The following is a 19380-nucleotide window of genomic DNA, read 5'->3' as shown; positions in this document are numbered from 1 at the left end:
GTTAAAGCAATTACTGCATGATGGTGCGAGCACGCACACTGCGGATCACATCACGACGCTCGTTGCTAGGCATCGGGATCAGACCGGCGGCCTCCAGCGGGCTGCCATCACCACCCACTTCTTCACTCATGAAGTAGAGGCTGTATTCCAGCAGGCCGGGGATCACACCCACGTGCTGGTTCTTGACGTAGAAGAACAGCGGGCGGGATACCGGGTATTCGCCGGAAGCAATGGTTTCCAGGCTGGGGGTGACACCACTCATGGTGGCAACCTGCAGGCGGTCACGGTTCTGGTCGTAGAAGCTCAGACCGAATACACCCAGGGCATTGCGCTGGGCATCCAGGCGCGCCAGGGTTTCAGTGTAGTCACCGGCTACTTCCACCACGCGACCATCGGTACGAATGGCGTTACAGAAGTTGTTGCGAGCGCTGCTGTCCATGGCTTTGACTTCGGCAAAACTATGGCAGCCGGGGTGTACCACGGTTTCTTCATAAACTTCACGGGTGCCGTGGTTGGAGCCGGGGATGACCAGCAGGATTTCCTGGTTTGGCAGGCTGGGATCAATCTGATTCCAGCGGGTGTAGGGGTTGCGTACCATGCGACCATTCTGTGGAACCTGAGCGGCACCGGCCAGAAAGACGTGGCGTGGCTCCAGCGCGTAATTGGCGCTGTCAGAGCGGGAAGCAAACACAATGCCGTCATAACCGAATTTCACTTCGATCACTTCAGTCACGCCGTTGCTCTTGCAGTTGGCCAGTTCGTTGGGACGAATCGGGCGAGAAGAGTTGGCGATGTCGATGGTGTTCGGACCCACACCCTGACAGAACTGACGCAGACCGCCACCGGAGCCGCCAGAGCCGACCACTGGAGTACGGAACTGCGGGAAGGAGTTACCAAATTCTTCAGCCACGATGGAAGCAAAGGGCAGCACGGTGGATGAACCGGCAATCTGAATGGTGTCACGAGCCAGAGCCGGAGCGGCCAGGGCAACACTGGCTGCAGCAGTCAGTGCCAGGGAAAGGGTTTTGTTGCGAAAAGTCATGCTTCATTCCTCGTCTGGTTTTAATAGTCACGACCAGCAGGCAGAGGGCCTTTGAATTGATCGCTAACTGAAACGCAGTTTGCAGCGAGTTTATTTCAGCCAGATGTCGAGAATGTGACAGTTGGATGACAGTGCGCAGGAGCAGGAATGACGCTTTTTTGGCTCAGACAGACGGCAGCTTTAGCAATGAAATCAATAAAGTATATTTTTATTGAACATTAACTGATTATTTCATAGAATCATCTTAATGGAATTTTTATTGACGCTAATCAACCTTTCCGGTGGTCGTTGGGGCGGGAGGGGATGAATGATGCAGGAGATGTGTCATGGCTCTGTCAGCAACACACGGTTATGGAGAGGTGTTGGCTGGACCTTTACTGCAGCAATTGCTCAGTACAAAGGACCCAGACCTTCAGCCGCGTATACAACCCTTGCTACCGGATGAAAAACCGGCGGCAGATGCACGTTTTCAGGTAGCGGACTGGTCGCTGGACATGTCTGCCCAATCCCTTGTGCTGCGGGTGAATGGTGCGCCAGATCACCTGCAGTTACTGACTCATGCCCATCTGATCAGTCTGCAACTGAATTTTGCACATCAGCTTTATCAGAGTCATGCGCTGGAAGTGCTCAGGGTGGAGTTGTTCAACAAGTACCTGTTGCTGCGCGTTCAGTTGCCTCGACACCTGAGCCGGGTGTTCCAGCGATCCTCCTTTCGGGTGCACCTGTCTGCCAGTCTGATGGTCCGGGCGCAGGTTCAGCACCTCGGTCGTTTGATTGAGGGGCGCCTGCTGGATCTTTCTTATGGTGGTTGTCGATTGGTTCTGCCGATCCAGAGCAGCCTGTTGCTGGGCATTGAACGGCAGCAACTGCCACTGACACTGGCGTTTCCCTGTGGGGAGCAGTTGCAGTTGCAGCTGGAAAGGATCTGCTTGTTGCCCAGCAGTGATTTTGACAAGGCATTATTGGGTGGTCGTTTTGTTAATCTCAGTGAAGCGGATGAAAAACGCATCATGCGTTTCACACTGGAAACCGAACGCGAGGTGGCGCGTATTGGCAAAGAGCACTATGGCCACCTGAAACCTTCCTGGCTTTATCAATATCCTGCGGATCATCCGCCATTCAAAGCAGCGGCGCACACCTCCCCGATTCATGAAATTGCTGATCGTCTGGGTGGCCAGATGCTGCTGCTGGGCAGTGGCAAGGGTTTGAGTGCAGAACAACTGGAACTGCTCAGCAAGCGGTTGATCCAGTTGCTGGAAGACAATCCGGGTCAATTGCACCTGCAGTTGTGTGATGTCAGTCACTGCCACAGCCTGCTGCTCCACCATCTGCGTGTTGCCGCCCGCTTTTATCCATTGGCACTGCGTATTGGCATCAGTGATCGTTTTCAACTGGCCTTGATGGCGGCCATTCTGCTGCATGATCTGGGTCGGTTGCTGGTGGATGGTTTTGCCTGTCCGACGGAAGGGCAACTGATCATGCGCCGTCAGGAGTACCGCATCAGTCTGCTGCAGCTGTTACGAGCAACGGCAAAACTCAGTTGGATTCCACGTGGCTTGGCTGAAGCAGTGATCGTGAACGCCAATGAAAAGCTGGATGGCAGTGGGTTTCCGCGGGGCTTATCCGGCAATCAGCAGGATAGCTTGACGCGTGCGTTGGCGGTGGTGAAAAAACTGGATTGCCTGACCGGTGATTATCCGGGGCAACCGGCGCTGTCCTGGACCGAGGCTTATGCCTGGATGAAGCAGCATGACCAGGCTTATGATCTGAACATGCTGGAGCATTACATCCGGATCCACGGGCTTTATCCGGTGGGCAGCTGCATTCATTTTGAAAAGGGCCAGGTGGCCCGGGTGATCCGGGTGGACCACCAGGGTGAGCCGGCAGAGGTGGAGTTGCTGTACAGCCTCGATGCGCCGGAACAGTTATTGCGTCAGGAGCGCATCACTGATCAGACCATGATGCAGCTGGGTCGGATTCTGGGTGAATACGGAGCCTGATCGGTGATTCAGCCTTCCAGGTCCTCATCGGTGCGTGTGCCAAGACGGGTGTGCTGGCTGATGGCGGCCTCGATCTTTTCGGTTTTGGTGTAACGCACGTCCTGTCCTTCCACCAGGTAAATGACAATTTCCGCCAGATTGCTGGCGTGATCGCCGACCCGCTCCAGGGAACGCAGTACCCACATGATGTTCATCACCTTGGAGATGGAGCGGGGATCTTCCATCATGAAGGTCACCAGTGCGCGGGTGGCAGAGCGGTATTCCAGATCCACATTGTCATCTTCACGCAGGACTGCCAGCGCTTGGCTGGTATCAAAGCGGGCAAAGGCATTCAGGGCATCCTGCACCATCTGGCGGACATGTGCACCCAAGTGACGGGCTTCAATGTAACCCCGTGGAGAATGGCCTTCTTCTGCCAGCAGCAGCGTGGCGCGGGCAATCTTGCTGGCCTCATCACCCATGCGCTCCAGGTCAGAGGTGGCACGAATCACCGCCAGCACCAGTCGCAGGTCGGAGGCAGCCGGTTGGCGACGGGCCAGAATCTGGGTGCACTGTTCATCCAGCTCCAGTTGCAGGCGGTTGACCTGTTTGTCACGCTGGCGCACTTCGCTGGCCAGCCGGGTATCACCATCGATCAATGACTGAATGGCATCCTGAATCTGTTTTTCCACCAGCCCCCCCATCTCCAGCAGATGGCTGCGGATGTCTTCCAGTTCTTCGTTATAACGCTGGGAAATGTGGCTGGTATGACTTTCCTTGCTGATTCTCATGATGTTTGCTTGCCTCAGGGGTTCTGGTGATCAGCCGTAACGGCCGGTGATATAGTCTTCAGTCTGTTTGTGAGCCGGGTTGGTGAAGAGTCGCTCGGTGTTATCAAACTCCACCACTTCTCCCATATACATAAACGCAGTGTAGTCAGAGACACGTGCCGCCTGTTGCATGTTGTGGGTGACAATGACAATGGTGAAGCGGTTTTTTAACTCATGGATGAGTTCTTCAATCTTCAGGGTGGAGATGGGGTCAAGTGACGAAGCAGGTTCATCCAGCAATAGAATTTCCGGTTTTACGGCAATGGTGCGGGCAATCACCAGTCGCTGCTGCTGACCGCCGGACAGCTCCAGGGCTGATTCGTGCAGGCGATCACGGGTTTCATCCCACAGGGCTGCAGAGCGCAGTGCCCATTCGATGGTTTCATCCAGCAGACGTTTGTTGTTGATGCCCTGCACCCGCAGACCATAAGCAACATTCTCATAAATGCTTTTGGGGAAGGGGTTGGGTTTCTGGAACACCATACCCACGCGACGGCGCAGATCCGGCACATCCACGCCGCGGGCATGAATGTCCTCACCATCAATCAGGATCCGGCCCTGATGGCTGGCATTTTCAACCAGATCGTTCATGCGGTTGAAGGTGCGAATGAGGGATGACTTGCCACAACCGGAAGGGCCGATGAACGCGGTGACCCGCTGGCAGGGAATATCCAGATTGACCTGCTGCAGGGCTGGCACCTTGCCATAAAACAGTGAAAAGTCCTGCACCTGAATGCAGACCTTTTCCTGAGTGATGTCTGGCATCTGTCGGTGCAGCGGGCGGCGACTGGATGATGACGAAGTGTCTGAAAACTTGTTCATGGTTATGCCTGTTACATGTCCAGGGCGCGGTATTTTTCCCGCAGGTGGTTACGCAGTGCAATGGCGGTCAGGTTCAGCACCAGAATCACCAGCACCAGCAGCAGGGCGGTGGCGTACACCAGTGGCCGGGCGGCTTCAATATTGGGGCTCTGGAAACCCACATCATAAATGTGAAAACCCAGGTGCATGAATTTACGCTCCAGATGGACATAGGGTGCATTCAGATCCACCGGCAGGCTGGGGGCCAGTTTCACCACACCCACCAGCATCAGCGGCGCCACTTCACCGGCGGCACGTGCCACTGCCAGAATCACACCGGTCATCATGGCCGGGCTGGCCATCGGCAACACCACGCGCCAGAGGGTTTCAGCCTGGGTGGCACCCAGCGCCAGGGAGCCTTCACGAACCGAACGGGGAATCCGTGACAGACCTTCTTCAGTGGCCACAATCACCACCGGCAGGGTCAATAATGCCAGCGTCAGGGAAGCCCACAGCAGGCCGGGTGTGCCAAAGGTGGGTGCCGGTAGCGCTTCGGGGAAAAAGATCCGGTCCAGCCCACCACCAACAAAATAGACAAAAAAGCCCAGACCAAACACCCCGTAAACAATGGAAGGCACGCCGGCCAGATTGTTGACGGCAATACGAATGCTGCGAGTCAGCCAGTTCTGGCGGGCATATTCATGCAGGTAAATGGCGGCGACCACCCCCATGGGGGCCACCATCACTGACATGATCAACACCATCATCACGGTGCCGAACAGGGCAGGAAAAATGCCACCTTCGGTATTGGCTTCGCGCGGTCCTTCTGACACAAAAGCCCAGAGATTCAGCAGGTAAAGCCTGATTTTCTGCAGCAGTGACAGGTTGTTGGGTTGATGAATACTGACCAGGTTCCGGAATGGCAGCAGCAGTTGCTGGCCATCAGCGGTTTGCACCAGCAGGCTGTCTCGGGCCAGGGGTTGATGGATGGCCAGCAGTTGCTGTTCCAGTCGCTGGTATTCTGCCTGCAGGTTGCGGCGCTCCAGCTGCAGGGCGGCCAGTCGGGTGGCATCTGTCTGTCCACGCAACGCCATGCGTCGTTCTGCCAGTCGCAGGCGCTCCAGTTGATGGTTGATGGCACTGATGTCGCGTTGTTCCAGCTGGCGCATTTTACGCTGCAGCAATTGCACGCGCTGCAGGCGTAACTGTACTTCGTCCCACAGGCGGTTTTCATCCGGTTGTTGTTCTGCGATCAGCAGTCCACCTTCCTGGATGCCACGGATGAAACCATGGAAATTACCCCATTCACTGCGCTGAATCACCACGGCGTGGCGCGGGTGATGCAGGTTGGATAACTGGTATTCCAGCACCCAGCGGAAATCGAGGCCATACAGGTCGCGGTTACCCACCTTGATCAACTGGCGTTGCAACAGATCCACGCCAGGTGGAACCGGCAGTCCGGCATTGCGTATCTGGTCGGCAGTGACCTGCTGGCGTTCAACCCGGATACCCAGTAACTGCAACTCCTCACCCTGCGGATCGGTATAGGTCACCAGCTGCAACGGGGCTGGCCAGAAGTGACCCAGGCCACGCACCAGCAGAATACCCATCAGACCGATGACCAACAGCAGGCTGATGGTGACCGCACCGGCATTCAGCCAGATCCAGGGTTGCCCGGTGCGAAACCATTGCTGCAGCGAGTTGTACATGGTGAATCCCTTTTCTGCCTAGAGGCGACTGTATTTCTGTCGCAAACGCTGGCGTACCACTTCAGCCAGCGTATTAAAAACAAAAGTGAATACAAACAGCACCAGCGCTGCCAGGAACAGGATGCGGTAATGCGTGCTGCCGACTGCTGATTCACCCATTTCCACCGCAATGTTGGCGGCCAGGGTGCGCATGCCTTCAAAAATATTGGCCGACATCACCGGGGTGTTGCCGGTGGCCATCAGCACAATCATGGTTTCCCCCACGGCTCGTCCCAATCCAATCATGATGGCTGAAAAAATACCGGGGCTGGCAGTGGGTAAAATCACTCGGGTCAGGGTTTGCCAGGGGGTGGCACCCAGTGCCAGTGAACCATGACTGAGTGAGCGAGGCACACCGAAAAGGGCGTCCTCCGCGATGGAATAAATGGTGGGGATCACGGCAAAACCCATGGCAAATCCCACCACCAGTGCATTGCGCTGATCATAGGGGATGCCCATTTCATTGGTTAACCAGTGTTGCATGTCACCACTGAACAGCAGCAGCTCCAGTGGTTGACTGAGGCTCAGCGACACCCAACTGATCAGCAGGATCACCGGGATCAGTAATATGGCATGCCAGCCATCCGGCAGGGCGTGGCGCAGGGTTTCCGGCAGGCGTGACCAGAGGTAACCAAACAGCAGCATACCGGGTGGCAGCATCAACAGCAGCGCCAGAATGCCCGGCAGGTATTGCTCCAGGAAGGGTGCCAGGAACAATCCGGCAAAAAAGCCCAGCACCACAGTGGGCAGCGCTTCCATCAATTCAATCACCGGTTTGATCTTGCGCCTGAGGCTCGGTGCCATGAAAAAGGCGGTGTAAATGGCACCACACAGCGCCAGCGGGATCGACAGCAGCATGGCATAAAAAGCTGCTTTCAGGGTGCCGAATGCCAGCGGGGTCAGGCTGAACTTGGGTTCAAAGGCATTGGAGGCTGAAGAGGACTGCCAGACCCACTCGGGTTCTGGATAACCTTCATACCAGACCTTGCCCCACAGTGCCTTGAAAGATGCTTCAGGGTGGGGATTGTGCAGGTGCAACTGGTGCAAGTGCTGGTGTTGATCCAGTGTCAGCAACAGGCTGCCACGCGGCGACAGTGCCATCAGTTGTGGCTGTTCCGGCAGCAGTGGCCCACTGATCACCCGGTTTTCTGCGGTGGTGCTGAACACACCCAGTTGACCCGTGGCATCTGCTGCCACCAGTCCTTTGCGTCTGGCTTCGGGCAGCAAATGGGTAACGGGTTGCTGGCCCAGTTGCAGGGTGCGAATGTGGGTCAGCTGTCGATTTTCCTGCTCATCACGCACCATGAACCACTGACTGACGTGGCCATGACTGTCACTGACCAGCAGTGACTGGCTGCCCAGCTGAAGGGTTAGTCCAGTGATCTGACCACCGTTTGGCAAGAGTTGGTGCTGTTGACCTTGTTGATCCTGCAGCAGGGTCAGGGTTCCATCCTGGCGGGCCAGATACACCAGCCGGTGCCCCGGTGTGGTTAACAGGTAATCCGGTGGTTCATCCAGCTCCAGTTCCAGGCGCTGGCTGGTTTGGGTGCCCGCACCGGGAAACAGGCTGCGGGTGTTGTTGTAACGCAGCAGGGTCAGCTGTGTTCCACTGACAGCAGCAAGGGTGATTTCCTGCTCCTGTTGCTGATGGTGCAATAACCGGATGGCCTGTCCCTGGTGATTGATGGATATGGGTTGCTGACCCAGAGGGAAGCTCAGGCTGGGCTGAATGCCACGCGGCTGGCCTTCCTGGCTGAAAGCCAGGGTGAACTCAACTCGTGTGACCAGTAACTGACCCGTATCCAGACCCAGCAGTAACAGCCGACTGTCTGCATGGGGTGGGCTGATGCTGGAGATGCGTGCGCCTTGCAGATCCAGCTGCAGGCTTTGTTGCAGCTGTCCACTGGCAAGATCAACAAAGTGCAGCTGGCCTGAAGGCATCAACAGGCCAGCCATTTGTTCCTGTTCTTCGGTCAGCAGCAGCAGCGGGGCTTCCTGATCGGGTAGATCCAGTTGCAGTACGGGTCCATGACGGGTGGTGGCCGGTTGAAACAGCGGCAAGACTTCGTGGAATAAATAGAAAAAAATCAGCGTGATGGCCAGAATCACACCGAGCCCGCCAGCACCGACCAGCCAACGTACACCCTTGTCGCGTCCAGCCCGCAGCCGCCGCTGACGTCGGATGCGCGGACTGTTCAGTTCCTGTTCCAGTTTTTCGGAAATGGATTTCATGCAGGGGCTCTGGACATAACGGGCAGATTACAGACCAAGCTGTTGTTGAAGATGCTGGACCAGCTCTGCTGACAGCGGGATATAACCGTCACGTAACACCACCTGTTGGCCCTGATGAGACAGTAACATGCGAATAAACTCGCGTTCCAGCGGTGGCAGCGGCTGATTGGGGCGCTGATTCACATACACATAAAGGAAGCGAGACAGTGGAAAGTCACCGCGTGAAGCCTGCTCTGCTGTCGCTTCAATAAACGGCTGACCTTCTGCAACGGCAATCGGAACGGCGCGCACTGAAGAGGTTCGGTAACCGATGCCGGAATAACCGATGGCATTCAATGAAGTGGAAATGGCCTGCACCACTGATGCAGAGCCGGGTTGCTCATTAACGTTGTTACGGAAATCACCGCCACACAGGGCCACATTCTTGAAATACCCATAGGTGCCGGATACCGAGTTGCGACCATAAAGCTGGATGGGGCGCTGTGTCCAGCTGCCGGTTAATCCCAGCTCACCCCAGCGGTTGACCCGGCTGCGGGCACCACAGTGGCGGGTGGATGAAAAAATGGCATCCACCTGAGCCAGTGTCAGGCCCGGCAGAGGGTTATCCTTGTGGACATAAACAGCCAGTGCATCAATGGCCACTGGAATGGCGGTGGGTGGATAGCCGTGGCGCATTTCAAAGGCCTGAATTTCCGAATCCCGCATTGGGCGAGACATGGCGCCCAGATTGGCGGTGCCCTCGGCCAGTGAAGGAGGGGCGGTGGAAGAACCCGAAGCCTGGATCTGGATGTGAATGCCAGGGTAAAAACGGCGGAACTCCTCTGCCCAGAGGGTCATCAGATTGGCCAGGGTGTCTGAACCGACCGTGGAAAGATTGCCAGAGATGCCACTGACCCGTTGATAATCCGGCAGGCGCTCCGTTGCTCCAGCCTGTAGTGGCAGGCTGGATAACAGTAGAAAGGCCAGCAAACTGCAGGATCTGAGACTGGACATGAGGGGATCTCCCTGGCTGGATGTGGGGCAACAGCTGAGCTTAACGGATCAGGATGACAGTTTCATGAAAAGTGTTTCAGCCGGTGAAAAAGTCTTGCTTTCCCTTTCTGGCAGGCTAAGCTTTTGTGTATCGCATCTGCGAAAAGCCCGGGTGGTGTGAATCTGTAGTAATCTGAGTACAGCTTGATACTTCACAGAATAATGATAAAAGTGATCCCATGACCGAACTTGATGATCTGGAAGACAACCCCGGCCCGGAAGGCCAACTGACTTTAAAACTGGTGGCTACCCCGCAAGATACCAATCTCCATGGCGACATTTCTGCCGGCTGGGTTGTTTCTCAGATGGAGCTGGCGGCTGAATTGGCTGCCGCGCGTCTGGCCCACGGACGCACCGCCACCGTGGCCACCAGCGGCATGGATTTTCTCTGCCCGGTACGGATCGGCAGCCTGGTGCAGATTCACACCGAACTGCTGGAAACCGGCAACAGCTCCATGCGCCTGAATGTTGAAGTCTGGATTTTGCCGCCCAATGAAAAAGACCCCAATGCCCTTTACAAGGTCACCGAGGCCTCATTTGTAATGGTCGCACTGGACGAAAAAGGCCGCATACGCACCCTGCCGGGTCAGGGATAAAATAAAAGATGTTTCCATTCAAGGAGCTGGATATGAAGTTAACCCTCAAGATTTCCGCAATGACGTTGGGCTTGCTGTTGGCTGTTACTGCTCAGGCACAACAGAATCCTGCCGCCAATCCTGCTGCTGAAGCAGCACGCTCAGGTGCTCTGGCGCTTCCTGAGGCAGCAGCTGATCAGGCCAGAGAAAGTTCTCAGCAGGGTTTGGATCGAGCCAATCAGGCTCGTGAACAACGTGGAGAGCAGGGCCAGCAGCGAGCAGAACAGGCTCGCGAAAGAGCTGAGACCATGCGTGAGCAGCAACAACAACAGGCTGAGCAGCGGCGTGAAACCGGTGAAATGATGCGCGAGCAGCATCAGCATCGCAATATGCCGGAAGCCGGCTCGCGCCAGCCTATGCAGCAACGCCCGGAAGCGCCAGCGCGCCCCGGACGTCCTGAGCGCTGAAAATCAGCTCAGCTCCTGAAAACACTCACGGATGATCTGCAGACCCTGTTGCAGCTGTTCGTCCGGCACGGTCAGTGGCACCAGGATACGAATGACGTTGCCGTAGAGTCCGCAGGACAAAAGGATCAATCCCTTTTCACGGGCTTTGGTGAGGATCTTGCCGGGCAGTTCGCTGTCCGGTGTGCCATCAGCCTTGAACACTTCCATTGCCACCATGGCGCCCAACCCCCGCACATCACGAATCGCCGGGAAGTCTTTGGCTAAGGCTTTCAGGTTTTCGGTGATGGTCTGCCCGAGTGCCTTGCTGCGATCCAGCAGCCGCTCTTCTTCAAATACCTCCAGCACAGCAAGGGCTGCGGCACAGGCAATCGGGCTGCCGCCGTAGGTGCCACCCAGACCACCAGGTGCAATCTTGTCCATGCATTCGGCCTTGCCAACAATACCGGACAAGGGGAAGCCACCGGCAATGGATTTGGCAAAGGTAGTGATATCGGCACTGACGCCCATCTGCTCCATGGCAAAAAAGGTACCGGTGCGCCCGGCGCCGGTCTGCACTTCATCGGCAATCAACAGGATACCGTGTTGATCACAGAGTTCACGCAGGGCTTTCATGAATGCCGGTGGTGCAACATAAAAGCCACCTTCGCCTTGCACGGGTTCCAGAATGATGGCGGCAATGTTGCTGGGTTCAGCGTCAAACTTGAAGATGCGCTGAATCGAAGCCAGGGCTGCTTCGGTACTGACACCGTGCAGCTCGCAGGGGTAAAGGGCACGGTACACATCACCGGACATCAGTCCCATGCCGGTGGAATAGGGTGCCACCTTGCCGGTCAGCGCCAGGGTTGCCAGGGTGCGACCATGATAAGACGCACCAAAAGCAATGATTCCGGTGCGTCCGGTGGCCGCGCGAGCCACCTTGATGGCATTTTCCACGGCTTCGGCACCGGAGGTGAACAGGGCGGTTTTTTTCGGCTCCTTGCCGGGTGCCAGGGCGTTGATTTTTTCACACACGGCCACGTAGGGTTCATACCCCATCACCATAAAACAGGTGTGGGAGAGTTTTTCCAGCTGGGCGGCAACGGCGGCTTTCACCTTCGGGTGCAGGTGACCGGTGTTGAGCACCGCAATGCCACCGGCAAAGTCGATGAACTGGCGGCCTTCCACGTCAGTGACGGTAGCGTTCTCTGCTGATTCAACAAAGACCGGGTGTAATAAACCGACACCTCGTGCCACGGCGTCATTTTTGCGATTGATCAGGGATTGATTGGTATTGCTCATGACTACTCCGTTTTTGAGTCGCTGTTCAGACAAGGTAGCAGTTTGCAGGGTTACTTTTCCAGTCAGTCAGCTTCCATCTGTGTCGCAAGGCTGCTGCCTGATGGTGTTCATCTGTTATGCTTGCCGGTTTTTACTGGCAGACTTCTCTGGAAGCATGAAATGTCCAATTTATCCCCGGCCGTGCTGATCCGCTTGTTGAACACCCTCTGGGTCGGGCTGTTGGGTGGGCTGGTATTTACCTGGCTGCATATTCCGCTGGCCTGGATGCTGGGGCCACTGGTGGCCAATCTGCTGGTGTCTCTGGCAGGCATGCCGGTGGGCATTCGGCCGCGTTTGCGCGGTGTGTTTCTGGGTTGTCTGGGGTTGATTCTCGGTGGGCAGGCTGACCCGGAAACCCTTGCACAAGCCAGTCAGTGGCCTGGCAGTCTGGCCGTATTAAGCCTGGGTGTGGTGCTGATCATTGTGGGTGTGGCGGTTTATTTTCGTCGGGTCGCAGGGTTTGATCGGGCCTCTGCCTGGTTTTCGGCGGTGCCGGGGGCAATGACTTCGATGATTCTGATGGGTGGCCAGGCGGGGGGTGATGAGCGGCGCATCACCCTGGCTCATGCGCTGCGCCTGACCTTTGTGGTGCTGCTGGTGCCTTCCCTGTTCTGGATGGTCCACGAACCACCGCAAGGCGGCAATCCACTGGCTTATGGAACAACAGAGCACCTGTGGTTGTTAGCGGGTGTTTTACCGGCCTGGTGGCTGGCGCGACTGATTCGCATGCCAACCCCTGAGTTTACCGGTCCCTTGTTCATGGGCGTGGCGGCAGCCATGGCGGGATATTCTTTTCATGCCCATGAATGGCTGGTGGCTGCGACTTTTCTGGTACTGGGTGGCTCCATAGGTGCGCGCTTTCATGGCACGCCCTTGCGTGAAATTTTCTGGCTGGGCAAACATACGCTGGCTGCCACACTGGTGGCACTGATGCTGGCGCTGGTGTCGGCGCTAGTGATGAATTGGTTGCTGGATATTCCGCTGGCCACTGCCATGCTGACCATGACCCCCGGAGGGATTGGTGAGATGGCAATGGTGGCGCTGGCGCTGGGGGTTGATCCGGTGTTTGTGGCTGTACACCATTTGTTCCGGATTCTGGCACTGATGCTGCTGGTGCCTTTTATGGTGCGCTACTGGCGCAATCCTGAGGTGGCCGATTAACCCCGGTTACTGAGTTCCACATTTTTCTGGTGCAGCCGTTCAATCAGCTTGTAGATGATCTGATCCTTGATTTTTTCACGCGCAGCCGGTGCCAGGTTTTTAAGGGCGGCGCGATTGCAGCGGAACAGCAAGGTTTGTTTGATGGCAACTACACTGGCAGTGCGCGGGGTGTCTGTCAGGAAGGCCACTTCACCCACGGTTTCGCCGGGTGGGATTTTGGCCAGGGTTATTTCCTTGCCAGTTTCGTTGGTCATGCGTACTTCCAGCTCACCACTGAGCGGGATATAAAGTGTGGGGTCAACGGTGCCTTCCTTGATGACATACTCACCTTCTTCAGCAAGTACAATCATGCCCTTGCCATCCACTAGCAGGGTTTTTTCGGTGGCAGTGAAATCTTTGAAGAAATCCAGTCGTGCCAGTAGCTGGATGATTTTATGTTTGAGGGTGTTGATCTGTTTCATCGGTCCATCATTCCTTGTCCGCACTGATTGTCTGCAAGAATAGCAGAGGCTACACAGGAAGAAACGTGATGTGGGTAAAGTTTTTGGTTGTGTTCGGCCATCCAGGCACTACACGAAGGCCCGCATCTGCTGTAAATTGCCTTTCTGGCTTGATTCATGTCGAGAGGAACACTGTTTGAAGCAACAAGGCCTACCTGATTATTACCGCAAAAAAATATCTCAGCATGAAGCGCTGGAAAGGCAGTTACGTGAAGAGCTGCTGAAACTGGACGCCTCACGTCCCGGTCATGATCCGGATGCTGCCTTGCGTGCCGATATGGAAGCCCTGCTGGCACGTTATGATTTTTCTCCAGCGCAGATGGCTGACATTCTGCTGACCTGATTAACACGCAAAAATCCCCACTCGGGCTTGAAAACCACAGCCGCTATCCCCATCTACCCGTAAACAGCAATACCTGATTCATGTCTTTGGGCAAAATGCCCGGTTTACGGAGTTGATTTATGAGCAAGCAAGAGGAACTCGCACAGCAGGCCGAGCAAGCGGCTGCAGCTGCTTCTGCACCTGATGTGGCACTCAGCCCGGAAGAAGAAATTGCCGGTCTTTCAGCGCAGGTTGAAGGTTTGCAGCAAGAGCTGGCTGAAGCCCGTGATCAGATGCTGCGTGCTGCTGCGGAGGCCCAGAATGTTCGTCGTCGTGCCGAGGCGGATGTGGAAAAAGCCCACAAATTTGCGCTGGAAAAATTTGCCCGCGAACTCTTGCCGGTGGTGGACAGCCTGGAAAAGGCCTCTGAAGCCCTGGGTGAAGTGGATGAGTCACAGAAAGAAGGCGTGGAAATGACCCTGCGTCTGTTTCTGGGCGTTCTGGAGAAGTTTCAGGTTAACCAGCTGCACCCCATGGGCCAGACTTTTGATCCTCAGTTCCATGAAGCCATGAGCATGGTGCCGAATCCGGCTCTGCCTGCCAATTCGGTGATGGATGTGCTGCAGAAGGGTTATACCCTGAACGAACGACTGCTGCGTCCGGCAATGGTGGTGGTGAGCACCGGCGGCACAACAAAAAAGATTGATGAAACGGCTTGAAAAAGCACTCTGGCGCACACATTTATCAGTCAGGCGTCAGGAATCCAACCTGCAGAAATGAATTGAAACCTTTTTCGGAGAAACATTATGGGTCGCATTATTGGTATTGACCTTGGCACCACCAACTCTTGTGTTGCTGTACTGGATGGTGACAAGCCAAAAGTACTGGAAAACGCTGAAGGCGGACGCACTACACCTTCCATTATCGCTTACACCGATGACGGTGAAACCCTGGTGGGCATGAGTGCCAAGCGCCAGGCTGTCACCAACCCGGACAACACCCTGTACGCCGTCAAACGCCTGATTGGCCGTCGTTTTGATGAAGAGGTGGTACAGAAAGACATCAAGATGGTGCCTTACAAGATTGTCAAGGCCGACAACAACGATGCCTGGGTTGAAGTGAAAGGCAAAAAGATGGCACCGCCGCAGATTTCTGCTGAAGTGCTGAAAAAGATGAAAAAGACCGCTGAAGATTACCTGGGTGAAGAAGTCACCGAGGCGGTCATCACGGTTCCTGCCTACTTCAATGACAGCCAGCGTCAGGCCACTAAAGATGCTGGCCGCATCGCCGGTCTGGAAGTGAAGCGCATCATCAACGAACCAACCGCTGCTGCACTGGCTTATGGCATGGACAAGTCTCGTGGCGACAAGACCATTGCTGTGTACGACCTGGGTGGTGGTACTTTTGATATCTCCATCATCGAAATTGCTGACGTGGACGGCGAAACCCAGTTTGAAGTACTGGCCACCAACGGTGACACCTTCCTGGGTGGTGAAGACTTTGATATCCGCCTGATTGACTACCTGGTGGAAGAATTCAAGAAAGACAGTGGTATCAACCTGAAGGGTGATCCACTGGCCATGCAGCGCCTGAAGGAAGCGGCTGAAAAGGCCAAGATCGAATTGTCTTCCAGTCAGCAAACCGACGTTAACCTGCCCTATATCACGGCTGATGCCAGTGGCCCGAAACACCTGAATGTGAAGGTGACCCGTGCCAAGCTGGAAGCCCTGGTGGAAGAGCTGGTGCAGCGTTCGCTGGCACCCTGCCGTACAGCCTTGCAAGATGCCGGTGTCACCACCAGTCAGATTGATGACGTGATTCTGGTCGGCGGTCAGACCCGCATGCCGATGGTACAGGCCAAGGTTGCCGAGTTCTTCGGTAAAGAAGCACGTAAAGACGTCAACCCGGATGAAGCAGTTGCCGTCGGTGCTGCCATTCAGGGTGCCGTATTGTCCGGTGACGTAAAAGACGTACTGCTGCTGGACGTTACGCCGCTGACGCTGGGTATCGAAACCATGGGTGGGGTGATGACTTCTCTGATCGAGAAAAACACTACCATTCCGACCAAGAAGTCGCAGGTGTTCTCCACTGCTGAAGACAACCAGAATGCGGTAACCATCCACGTGCTGCAGGGTGAACGCAAACAGGCCGCCCAGAACAAATCACTGGGACGTTTTGACCTGGCTGACATCCCTCCGGCACCCCGTGGCGTACCTCAGATCGAGGTGACCTTCGATCTTGATGCCAACGGTATTCTGAACGTGTCAGCCAAAGACAAGGCCACTGGCAAGCAGCAGTCGATTGTGATCAAGGCCTCTTCTGGTCTGTCTGATGAAGAAATCGAGAAGATGGTGCGTGATGCTGAAGCTCACGCTGCAGAAGACAAGAAGTTTGAAGAGCTGGTGCAGGTGCGTAACCAGGCGGATGGCATGATCCATGCAACTCGCAAGACACTGGTCGACGCGGCTGACAAGGTTGAGCCAGCTGAGAAAGAAGGCATTGAAAAAGCCATTGCCGAGCTGGAAGAAGCCCTCAAGGGTGATGACAAGGAAGCCATTGAAAGTAAAACCCAGGCGTTGGCAGAAGCGTCCGGCACCCTGGCTCAGAAACTTTATGCTGAGCAGGCGCAGCAGGCTGAGGGCGCCCAGGCACAAGATGCAGCAGCAGGTCCGGATGATGCTGTGGATGCTGAGTTTGAAGAAGTGAAGGACGACAAGAAGTAAAGCTTCTTCCTGAAATAACACAGCAAGTAACCAACGCGGGATGCCACCCCGCGTTGGTTTTATTCAGACGGGTGGAAACAAGACGGTGACAGAAAACCATGGCAAAGCGTGATTATTACGAAATCCTGGGCGTCGAACGTGAGGCGGATGAAAAGGCCATCAAAAAGGCTTATCGTCGCCTGGCGATGAAGTACCACCCGGACCGCAATTCGGATGATCCGGCTGCCGAGGAAAAATTCAAGGAAGCCACGGAAGCTTATGAAGTGCTGGCAGATGCCGAAAAGCGCGCTGCTTATGATCGCTTTGGTCATGCCGGTGTAGACCCACAGATGGGTGGTGGCGGTGGTTTCTCCGGTGGTGGCAATTTTGGTGACATCTTCGGTGATATGTTTGGCGACATCTTTGGTGGCGCTGCTTCTGGTCGTGGTGGGCGTGGCGGTGCGCAACGTGGCTCCGATCTGCGTTACCAGTTGGATCTGGATCTGGAAGATGCCGTGCGAGGTACCAGCGTCAAGATCAAGGTGCCGACGCTGGAAGAGTGTCACCACTGTCATGGCACGGGTTCTGAAGATGGCAAGGCAGAAACCTGTGGCACCTGTAATGGCATGGGCCAGGTCCGCATGCAGCAGGGCTTTTTTGCCATCCAGCAAACCTGTCCGCGCTGTCATGGTTCCGGCAAGATCATTCGTAACCCCTGTAAAAAGTGCCATGGCGAAGGTCGGGTGCAGAACACCAAAACCCTGGAAGTGAAAATTCCGGCTGGAGTGGACACCGGGGATCGCATTCGTCTTTCCGGTGAGGGCGAAGCCGGGCGCATGGGGGGTGGCACTGGTGATCTGTACGTACAGATTAATGTACGCCCACACCCCATTTTTGAACGTGATGGTGCCAATCTCTATTGCGAGGTACCGGTGAGTTTTGTGGATGCCACTCTGGGCGGCGAGCTGGAAGTGCCGACCCTGGAAGGCCGGGTGAAGTTGAAGATTCCTGCTGAAACCCAGACCGGCAAATTGTTCCGCCTGCGTGGCAAGGGTGTTAAACCCGTGCGGGGTGGTGCGGCTGGCGATCTGTTGTGTCGGGTGGTATTGGAAACACCGGTGAACTTGTCCGAGTCGCAGAAGGAATTACTGCGCAAGTTCCATGAAGATACCAGCGGTGAAAAACATTCACCCAAAAAATCCAACTGGTTTGATGGTGTTAAAAAGTTCTTTGAGGACATGAAGCCCTGAAGCAACTGACCTCAGTGTCAAAAAGAAAAACCGCCGTGATGTAGAACAACACGGCGGTTTTTTTATGCTGGCATCAGTTGCCGGTAGGTATCAGCGCTCGATAGCCAGCGCTACACCCTGACCACCACCAATGCACAGGGTCGCCAGACCTTTTTTGGCATCACGCTTGACCATTTCATGCACCAGACTGACCAGTACACGACAGCCGGAAGCACCAATCGGGTGACCCAGGGCAATGGCACCGCCATTCACGTTCACCTTGTCAGTATCCCAGCCCAGTTGGCGGTTTACACTCAGTGCCTGAGCAGCAAAGGCTTCGTTGGCTTCAACCAGATCCAGGTCGTCAATGGACCAGCCAGCTTTTTCCAGGCACTTGCGAGTGGCAGGAACCGGGCCGGTACCCATGATTTTGGGGTCAACACCAGCAGAGGCATAAGCCTTGATGCGAGCCAGAACGGGTAAACCCAATTCGGCTGCCTTGCTGGCAGAGCAGAGAATCACAGCAGCGGCACCATCATTGATTGACGATGCATTACCAGCGGTGACAGTGCCATCCTTTTTGAAGGCAGGTTTCATGGTGGCCAGCTTTTCCACGGTGACAGAGCGTGGGCCTTCATCGGTATCAAAGACCACCGGGTCACCCTTGCGCTGTGGAATGGTCACAGGCAGGATTTCATCCTTGAAGCGACCTTCAGCCACTGCTTTGCTGGCCTTGGCTTGAGAGGCAGCTGCAAAAGCATCCTGATCTTCACGACTGATGTTGAACTGCTCAACAATGTTTTCAGTGGTGATGCCCATGTGGTAGTCATTAAAAGCACACCACAGGCCATCCACAATCATGGTGTCCTGAGCGGTCCAGTTACCCATGCGCTGGCCATTGCGCGAGTTGGGCAGAATGTGTGGCGACAGGCTCATGTTCTCCTGGCCACCGGCAATAATGATGTCGGCATCGCCGCAACGAATGGCCTGAGTGGCCAAATGCAGGGCTTTTAAACCGGAGCCACACACCTTGTTGATGGTCATTGCTGGAACGGTTTCCGGCAGGCCTGCGTGGATCACGGCTTGGCGGGCAGGGTTTTGGCCGCAGCCAGCAGCCAGTACCTGGCCGAGAATCACTTCATCCACCTGTTCTGGCTTGATGCCCGATTTTTCCAGTAGTCCCTTGATAACGGTGGCACCCAGCAGGTGGGCAGGAACACTGGCGAGACTACCTCCAAAACTGCCGATGGCGGTACGGCCAGCAGCGACAATAACGACGTCTTGCATTTTCGTTCTCCTGGTGAGCCTCGGGCCGAGGCGAATTGTTCTGATCAGCTCCATACTGGAAGAAAAAGGTAACAGAAGCGTGACGGGTTGCCTACCAGCCGGTAACAAAAAGCCGTGCGGAGTAAGACGAAAGAGTGGCAGGCAGAAGTTCAAAAT

Annotated in this window: 17 protein-coding genes; 8 read left to right on the top strand and 9 right to left on the bottom strand. The window is 55.5% G+C overall.

Translation table 11 applies throughout. The features are described from left to right. Positions 1-10: 10 nt before the first annotated feature. A complete protein-coding gene (locus tag BT114_RS07030; protein ID WP_072325660.1) occupies positions 11-1042 on the bottom strand; it encodes a substrate-binding domain-containing protein in 1032 nt (343 codons plus the stop codon). A 326-nt stretch (positions 1043-1368) separates the two neighbouring features. Between BT114_RS07030 and BT114_RS07025 the strand changes: the two genes are divergently transcribed. Next, positions 1369-3042 carry an HD domain-containing phosphohydrolase gene (locus tag BT114_RS07025; protein ID WP_072325659.1) on the top strand — a complete coding sequence of 558 codons (1674 nt, stop codon included), beginning with the start codon at positions 1369-1371 and terminating at the stop codon, positions 3040-3042. An 8-nt stretch (positions 3043-3050) separates the two neighbouring features. On the opposite strand, the gene phoU is transcribed toward BT114_RS07025, so the two are convergent. From phoU to BT114_RS07000, 5 genes are all read right to left on the bottom strand, one after another. Then, complete coding sequence (phoU, locus tag BT114_RS07020; RefSeq protein ID WP_072325658.1) at positions 3051-3812, bottom strand: phosphate signaling complex protein PhoU; 762 nt, start codon at positions 3810-3812, stop codon at positions 3051-3053. 30 nt (positions 3813-3842) lie between these two features. Further along, positions 3843-4616 carry a phosphate ABC transporter ATP-binding protein PstB gene (gene pstB / locus BT114_RS07015; RefSeq protein WP_245770408.1) on the bottom strand — a complete coding sequence of 258 codons (774 nt, stop codon included), beginning with the start codon at positions 4614-4616 and terminating at the stop codon, positions 3843-3845. Between the two features lie 68 nt (positions 4617-4684). Then, positions 4685-6361 carry a phosphate ABC transporter permease PstA gene (pstA, locus tag BT114_RS07010; RefSeq protein WP_072325656.1) on the bottom strand — a complete coding sequence of 559 codons (1677 nt, stop codon included), beginning with the start codon at positions 6359-6361 and terminating at the stop codon, positions 4685-4687. A gap of 18 nt (positions 6362-6379) precedes the next feature. Next, positions 6380-8632, bottom strand: a complete 2253-nt coding sequence (locus tag BT114_RS07005; protein ID WP_072325655.1) for an ABC transporter permease subunit — start codon at positions 8630-8632, stop codon at positions 6380-6382. Positions 8633-8659: 27 nt separating this feature from the next. Further along, the gene (locus BT114_RS07000; protein WP_072325654.1) at positions 8660-9625 is read right to left on the bottom strand and encodes a PstS family phosphate ABC transporter substrate-binding protein; all 966 of its coding nucleotides are present in this window, start codon (positions 9623-9625) and stop codon (positions 8660-8662) included. A 218-nt stretch (positions 9626-9843) separates the two neighbouring features. On the opposite strand from BT114_RS07000, the gene BT114_RS06995 reads away from it, so the two are divergent. Then, positions 9844-10260 carry an acyl-CoA thioesterase gene (locus BT114_RS06995; protein ID WP_072325653.1) on the top strand — a complete coding sequence of 139 codons (417 nt, stop codon included), beginning with the start codon at positions 9844-9846 and terminating at the stop codon, positions 10258-10260. A gap of 32 nt (positions 10261-10292) precedes the next feature. Further along, entirely contained in the window at positions 10293-10706 is a 414-nt protein-coding gene (locus tag BT114_RS06990) for a hypothetical protein (protein ID WP_143142784.1), read from the top strand. A gap of 3 nt (positions 10707-10709) precedes the next feature. Here the strand turns inward: BT114_RS06990 and gabT are convergent, their stop codons facing one another. Beyond that, positions 10710-11984 carry a 4-aminobutyrate--2-oxoglutarate transaminase gene (gene gabT / locus BT114_RS06985; protein WP_072325651.1) on the bottom strand — a complete coding sequence of 425 codons (1275 nt, stop codon included), beginning with the start codon at positions 11982-11984 and terminating at the stop codon, positions 10710-10712. 159 nt (positions 11985-12143) lie between these two features. On the opposite strand from gabT, the gene BT114_RS06980 reads away from it, so the two are divergent. Further along, a complete protein-coding gene (locus tag BT114_RS06980; RefSeq protein ID WP_072325650.1) occupies positions 12144-13184 on the top strand; it encodes an AbrB family transcriptional regulator in 1041 nt (346 codons plus the stop codon). Here BT114_RS06980 and BT114_RS06975 read toward each other — a convergent pair. Then, positions 13181-13645, bottom strand: coding sequence for a cyclic nucleotide-binding domain-containing protein (locus tag BT114_RS06975; RefSeq protein ID WP_072325649.1), 465 nt, complete (start codon positions 13643-13645; stop codon positions 13181-13183). The genes BT114_RS06980 and BT114_RS06975 overlap by 4 nt on opposite strands. A 175-nt stretch (positions 13646-13820) precedes the next feature. Between BT114_RS06975 and BT114_RS06970 the strand changes: the two genes are divergently transcribed. The 4 genes from BT114_RS06970 to dnaJ all read left to right on the top strand — a co-directional run bounded on the left by BT114_RS06970 (position 13821) and on the right by dnaJ (position 17958). Further along, positions 13821-14027 (top strand): hypothetical protein, encoded by a 207-nt coding sequence (locus BT114_RS06970; RefSeq protein WP_072325648.1) that lies wholly within the window; start codon positions 13821-13823, stop codon positions 14025-14027. A gap of 119 nt (positions 14028-14146) precedes the next feature. Then, on the top strand, positions 14147-14725 hold the full coding sequence (gene grpE, locus BT114_RS06965) for a nucleotide exchange factor GrpE (protein WP_072325647.1): 579 nt from the start codon (positions 14147-14149) through the stop codon (positions 14723-14725). An 87-nt stretch (positions 14726-14812) separates the two neighbouring features. Then, positions 14813-16729, top strand: coding sequence for a molecular chaperone DnaK (dnaK, locus tag BT114_RS06960; RefSeq protein ID WP_072325646.1), 1917 nt, complete (start codon positions 14813-14815; stop codon positions 16727-16729). A gap of 98 nt (positions 16730-16827) precedes the next feature. Next, complete coding sequence (gene dnaJ / locus BT114_RS06955) at positions 16828-17958, top strand: molecular chaperone DnaJ (RefSeq protein ID WP_072325645.1); 1131 nt, start codon at positions 16828-16830, stop codon at positions 17956-17958. Positions 17959-18048: 90 nt separating this feature from the next. On the opposite strand, the gene BT114_RS06950 is transcribed toward dnaJ, so the two are convergent. Then, positions 18049-19224, bottom strand: coding sequence for an acetyl-CoA C-acetyltransferase (locus BT114_RS06950; RefSeq protein ID WP_072325644.1), 1176 nt, complete (start codon positions 19222-19224; stop codon positions 18049-18051). Positions 19225-19380: the final 156 nt, after the last annotated feature.

It is taken from the genome of Marinospirillum alkaliphilum DSM 21637 (genome assembly GCF_900119735.1).
Lineage (GTDB): Bacteria > Pseudomonadota > Gammaproteobacteria > Pseudomonadales > Halomonadaceae > Marinospirillum > Marinospirillum alkaliphilum.
The sequence above is the reverse complement of the archived record's forward strand: the minus strand, read 5'-3'. Positions and strand labels throughout refer to the sequence as shown.

What these genes read in the sequence shown, in the direction of transcription:
- BT114_RS07030 (WP_072325660.1), bottom strand. Translation starts at nt 1,042, where the DNA reads ATGACTTTTCGCAACAAAACCCTTTCCCTGGCACTGACTGCTGCAGCC.
- BT114_RS07025 (WP_072325659.1), top strand. Translation starts at nt 1,369, where the DNA reads ATGGCTCTGTCAGCAACACACGGTTATGGAGAGGTGTTGGCTGGACCT.
- phoU (WP_072325658.1), bottom strand. Translation starts at nt 3,812, where the DNA reads ATGAGAATCAGCAAGGAAAGTCATACCAGCCACATTTCCCAGCGTTAT.
- pstB (WP_245770408.1), bottom strand. Translation starts at nt 4,616, where the DNA reads ATGCCAGACATCACTCAGGAAAAGGTCTGCATTCAGGTGCAGGACTTT.
- pstA (WP_072325656.1), bottom strand. Translation starts at nt 6,361, where the DNA reads ATGTACAACTCGCTGCAGCAATGGTTTCGCACCGGGCAACCCTGGATC.
- BT114_RS07005 (WP_072325655.1), bottom strand. Translation starts at nt 8,632, where the DNA reads ATGAAATCCATTTCCGAAAAACTGGAACAGGAACTGAACAGTCCGCGC.
- BT114_RS07000 (WP_072325654.1), bottom strand. Translation starts at nt 9,625, where the DNA reads ATGTCCAGTCTCAGATCCTGCAGTTTGCTGGCCTTTCTACTGTTATCC.
- BT114_RS06995 (WP_072325653.1), top strand. Translation starts at nt 9,844, where the DNA reads ATGACCGAACTTGATGATCTGGAAGACAACCCCGGCCCGGAAGGCCAA.
- BT114_RS06990 (WP_143142784.1), top strand. Translation starts at nt 10,293, where the DNA reads ATGAAGTTAACCCTCAAGATTTCCGCAATGACGTTGGGCTTGCTGTTG.
- gabT (WP_072325651.1), bottom strand. Translation starts at nt 11,984, where the DNA reads ATGAGCAATACCAATCAATCCCTGATCAATCGCAAAAATGACGCCGTG.
- BT114_RS06980 (WP_072325650.1), top strand. Translation starts at nt 12,144, where the DNA reads ATGTCCAATTTATCCCCGGCCGTGCTGATCCGCTTGTTGAACACCCTC.
- BT114_RS06975 (WP_072325649.1), bottom strand. Translation starts at nt 13,645, where the DNA reads ATGAAACAGATCAACACCCTCAAACATAAAATCATCCAGCTACTGGCA.
- grpE (WP_072325647.1), top strand. Translation starts at nt 14,147, where the DNA reads ATGAGCAAGCAAGAGGAACTCGCACAGCAGGCCGAGCAAGCGGCTGCA.
- dnaK (WP_072325646.1), top strand. Translation starts at nt 14,813, where the DNA reads ATGGGTCGCATTATTGGTATTGACCTTGGCACCACCAACTCTTGTGTT.
- dnaJ (WP_072325645.1), top strand. Translation starts at nt 16,828, where the DNA reads ATGGCAAAGCGTGATTATTACGAAATCCTGGGCGTCGAACGTGAGGCG.
- BT114_RS06950 (WP_072325644.1), bottom strand. Translation starts at nt 19,224, where the DNA reads ATGCAAGACGTCGTTATTGTCGCTGCTGGCCGTACCGCCATCGGCAGT.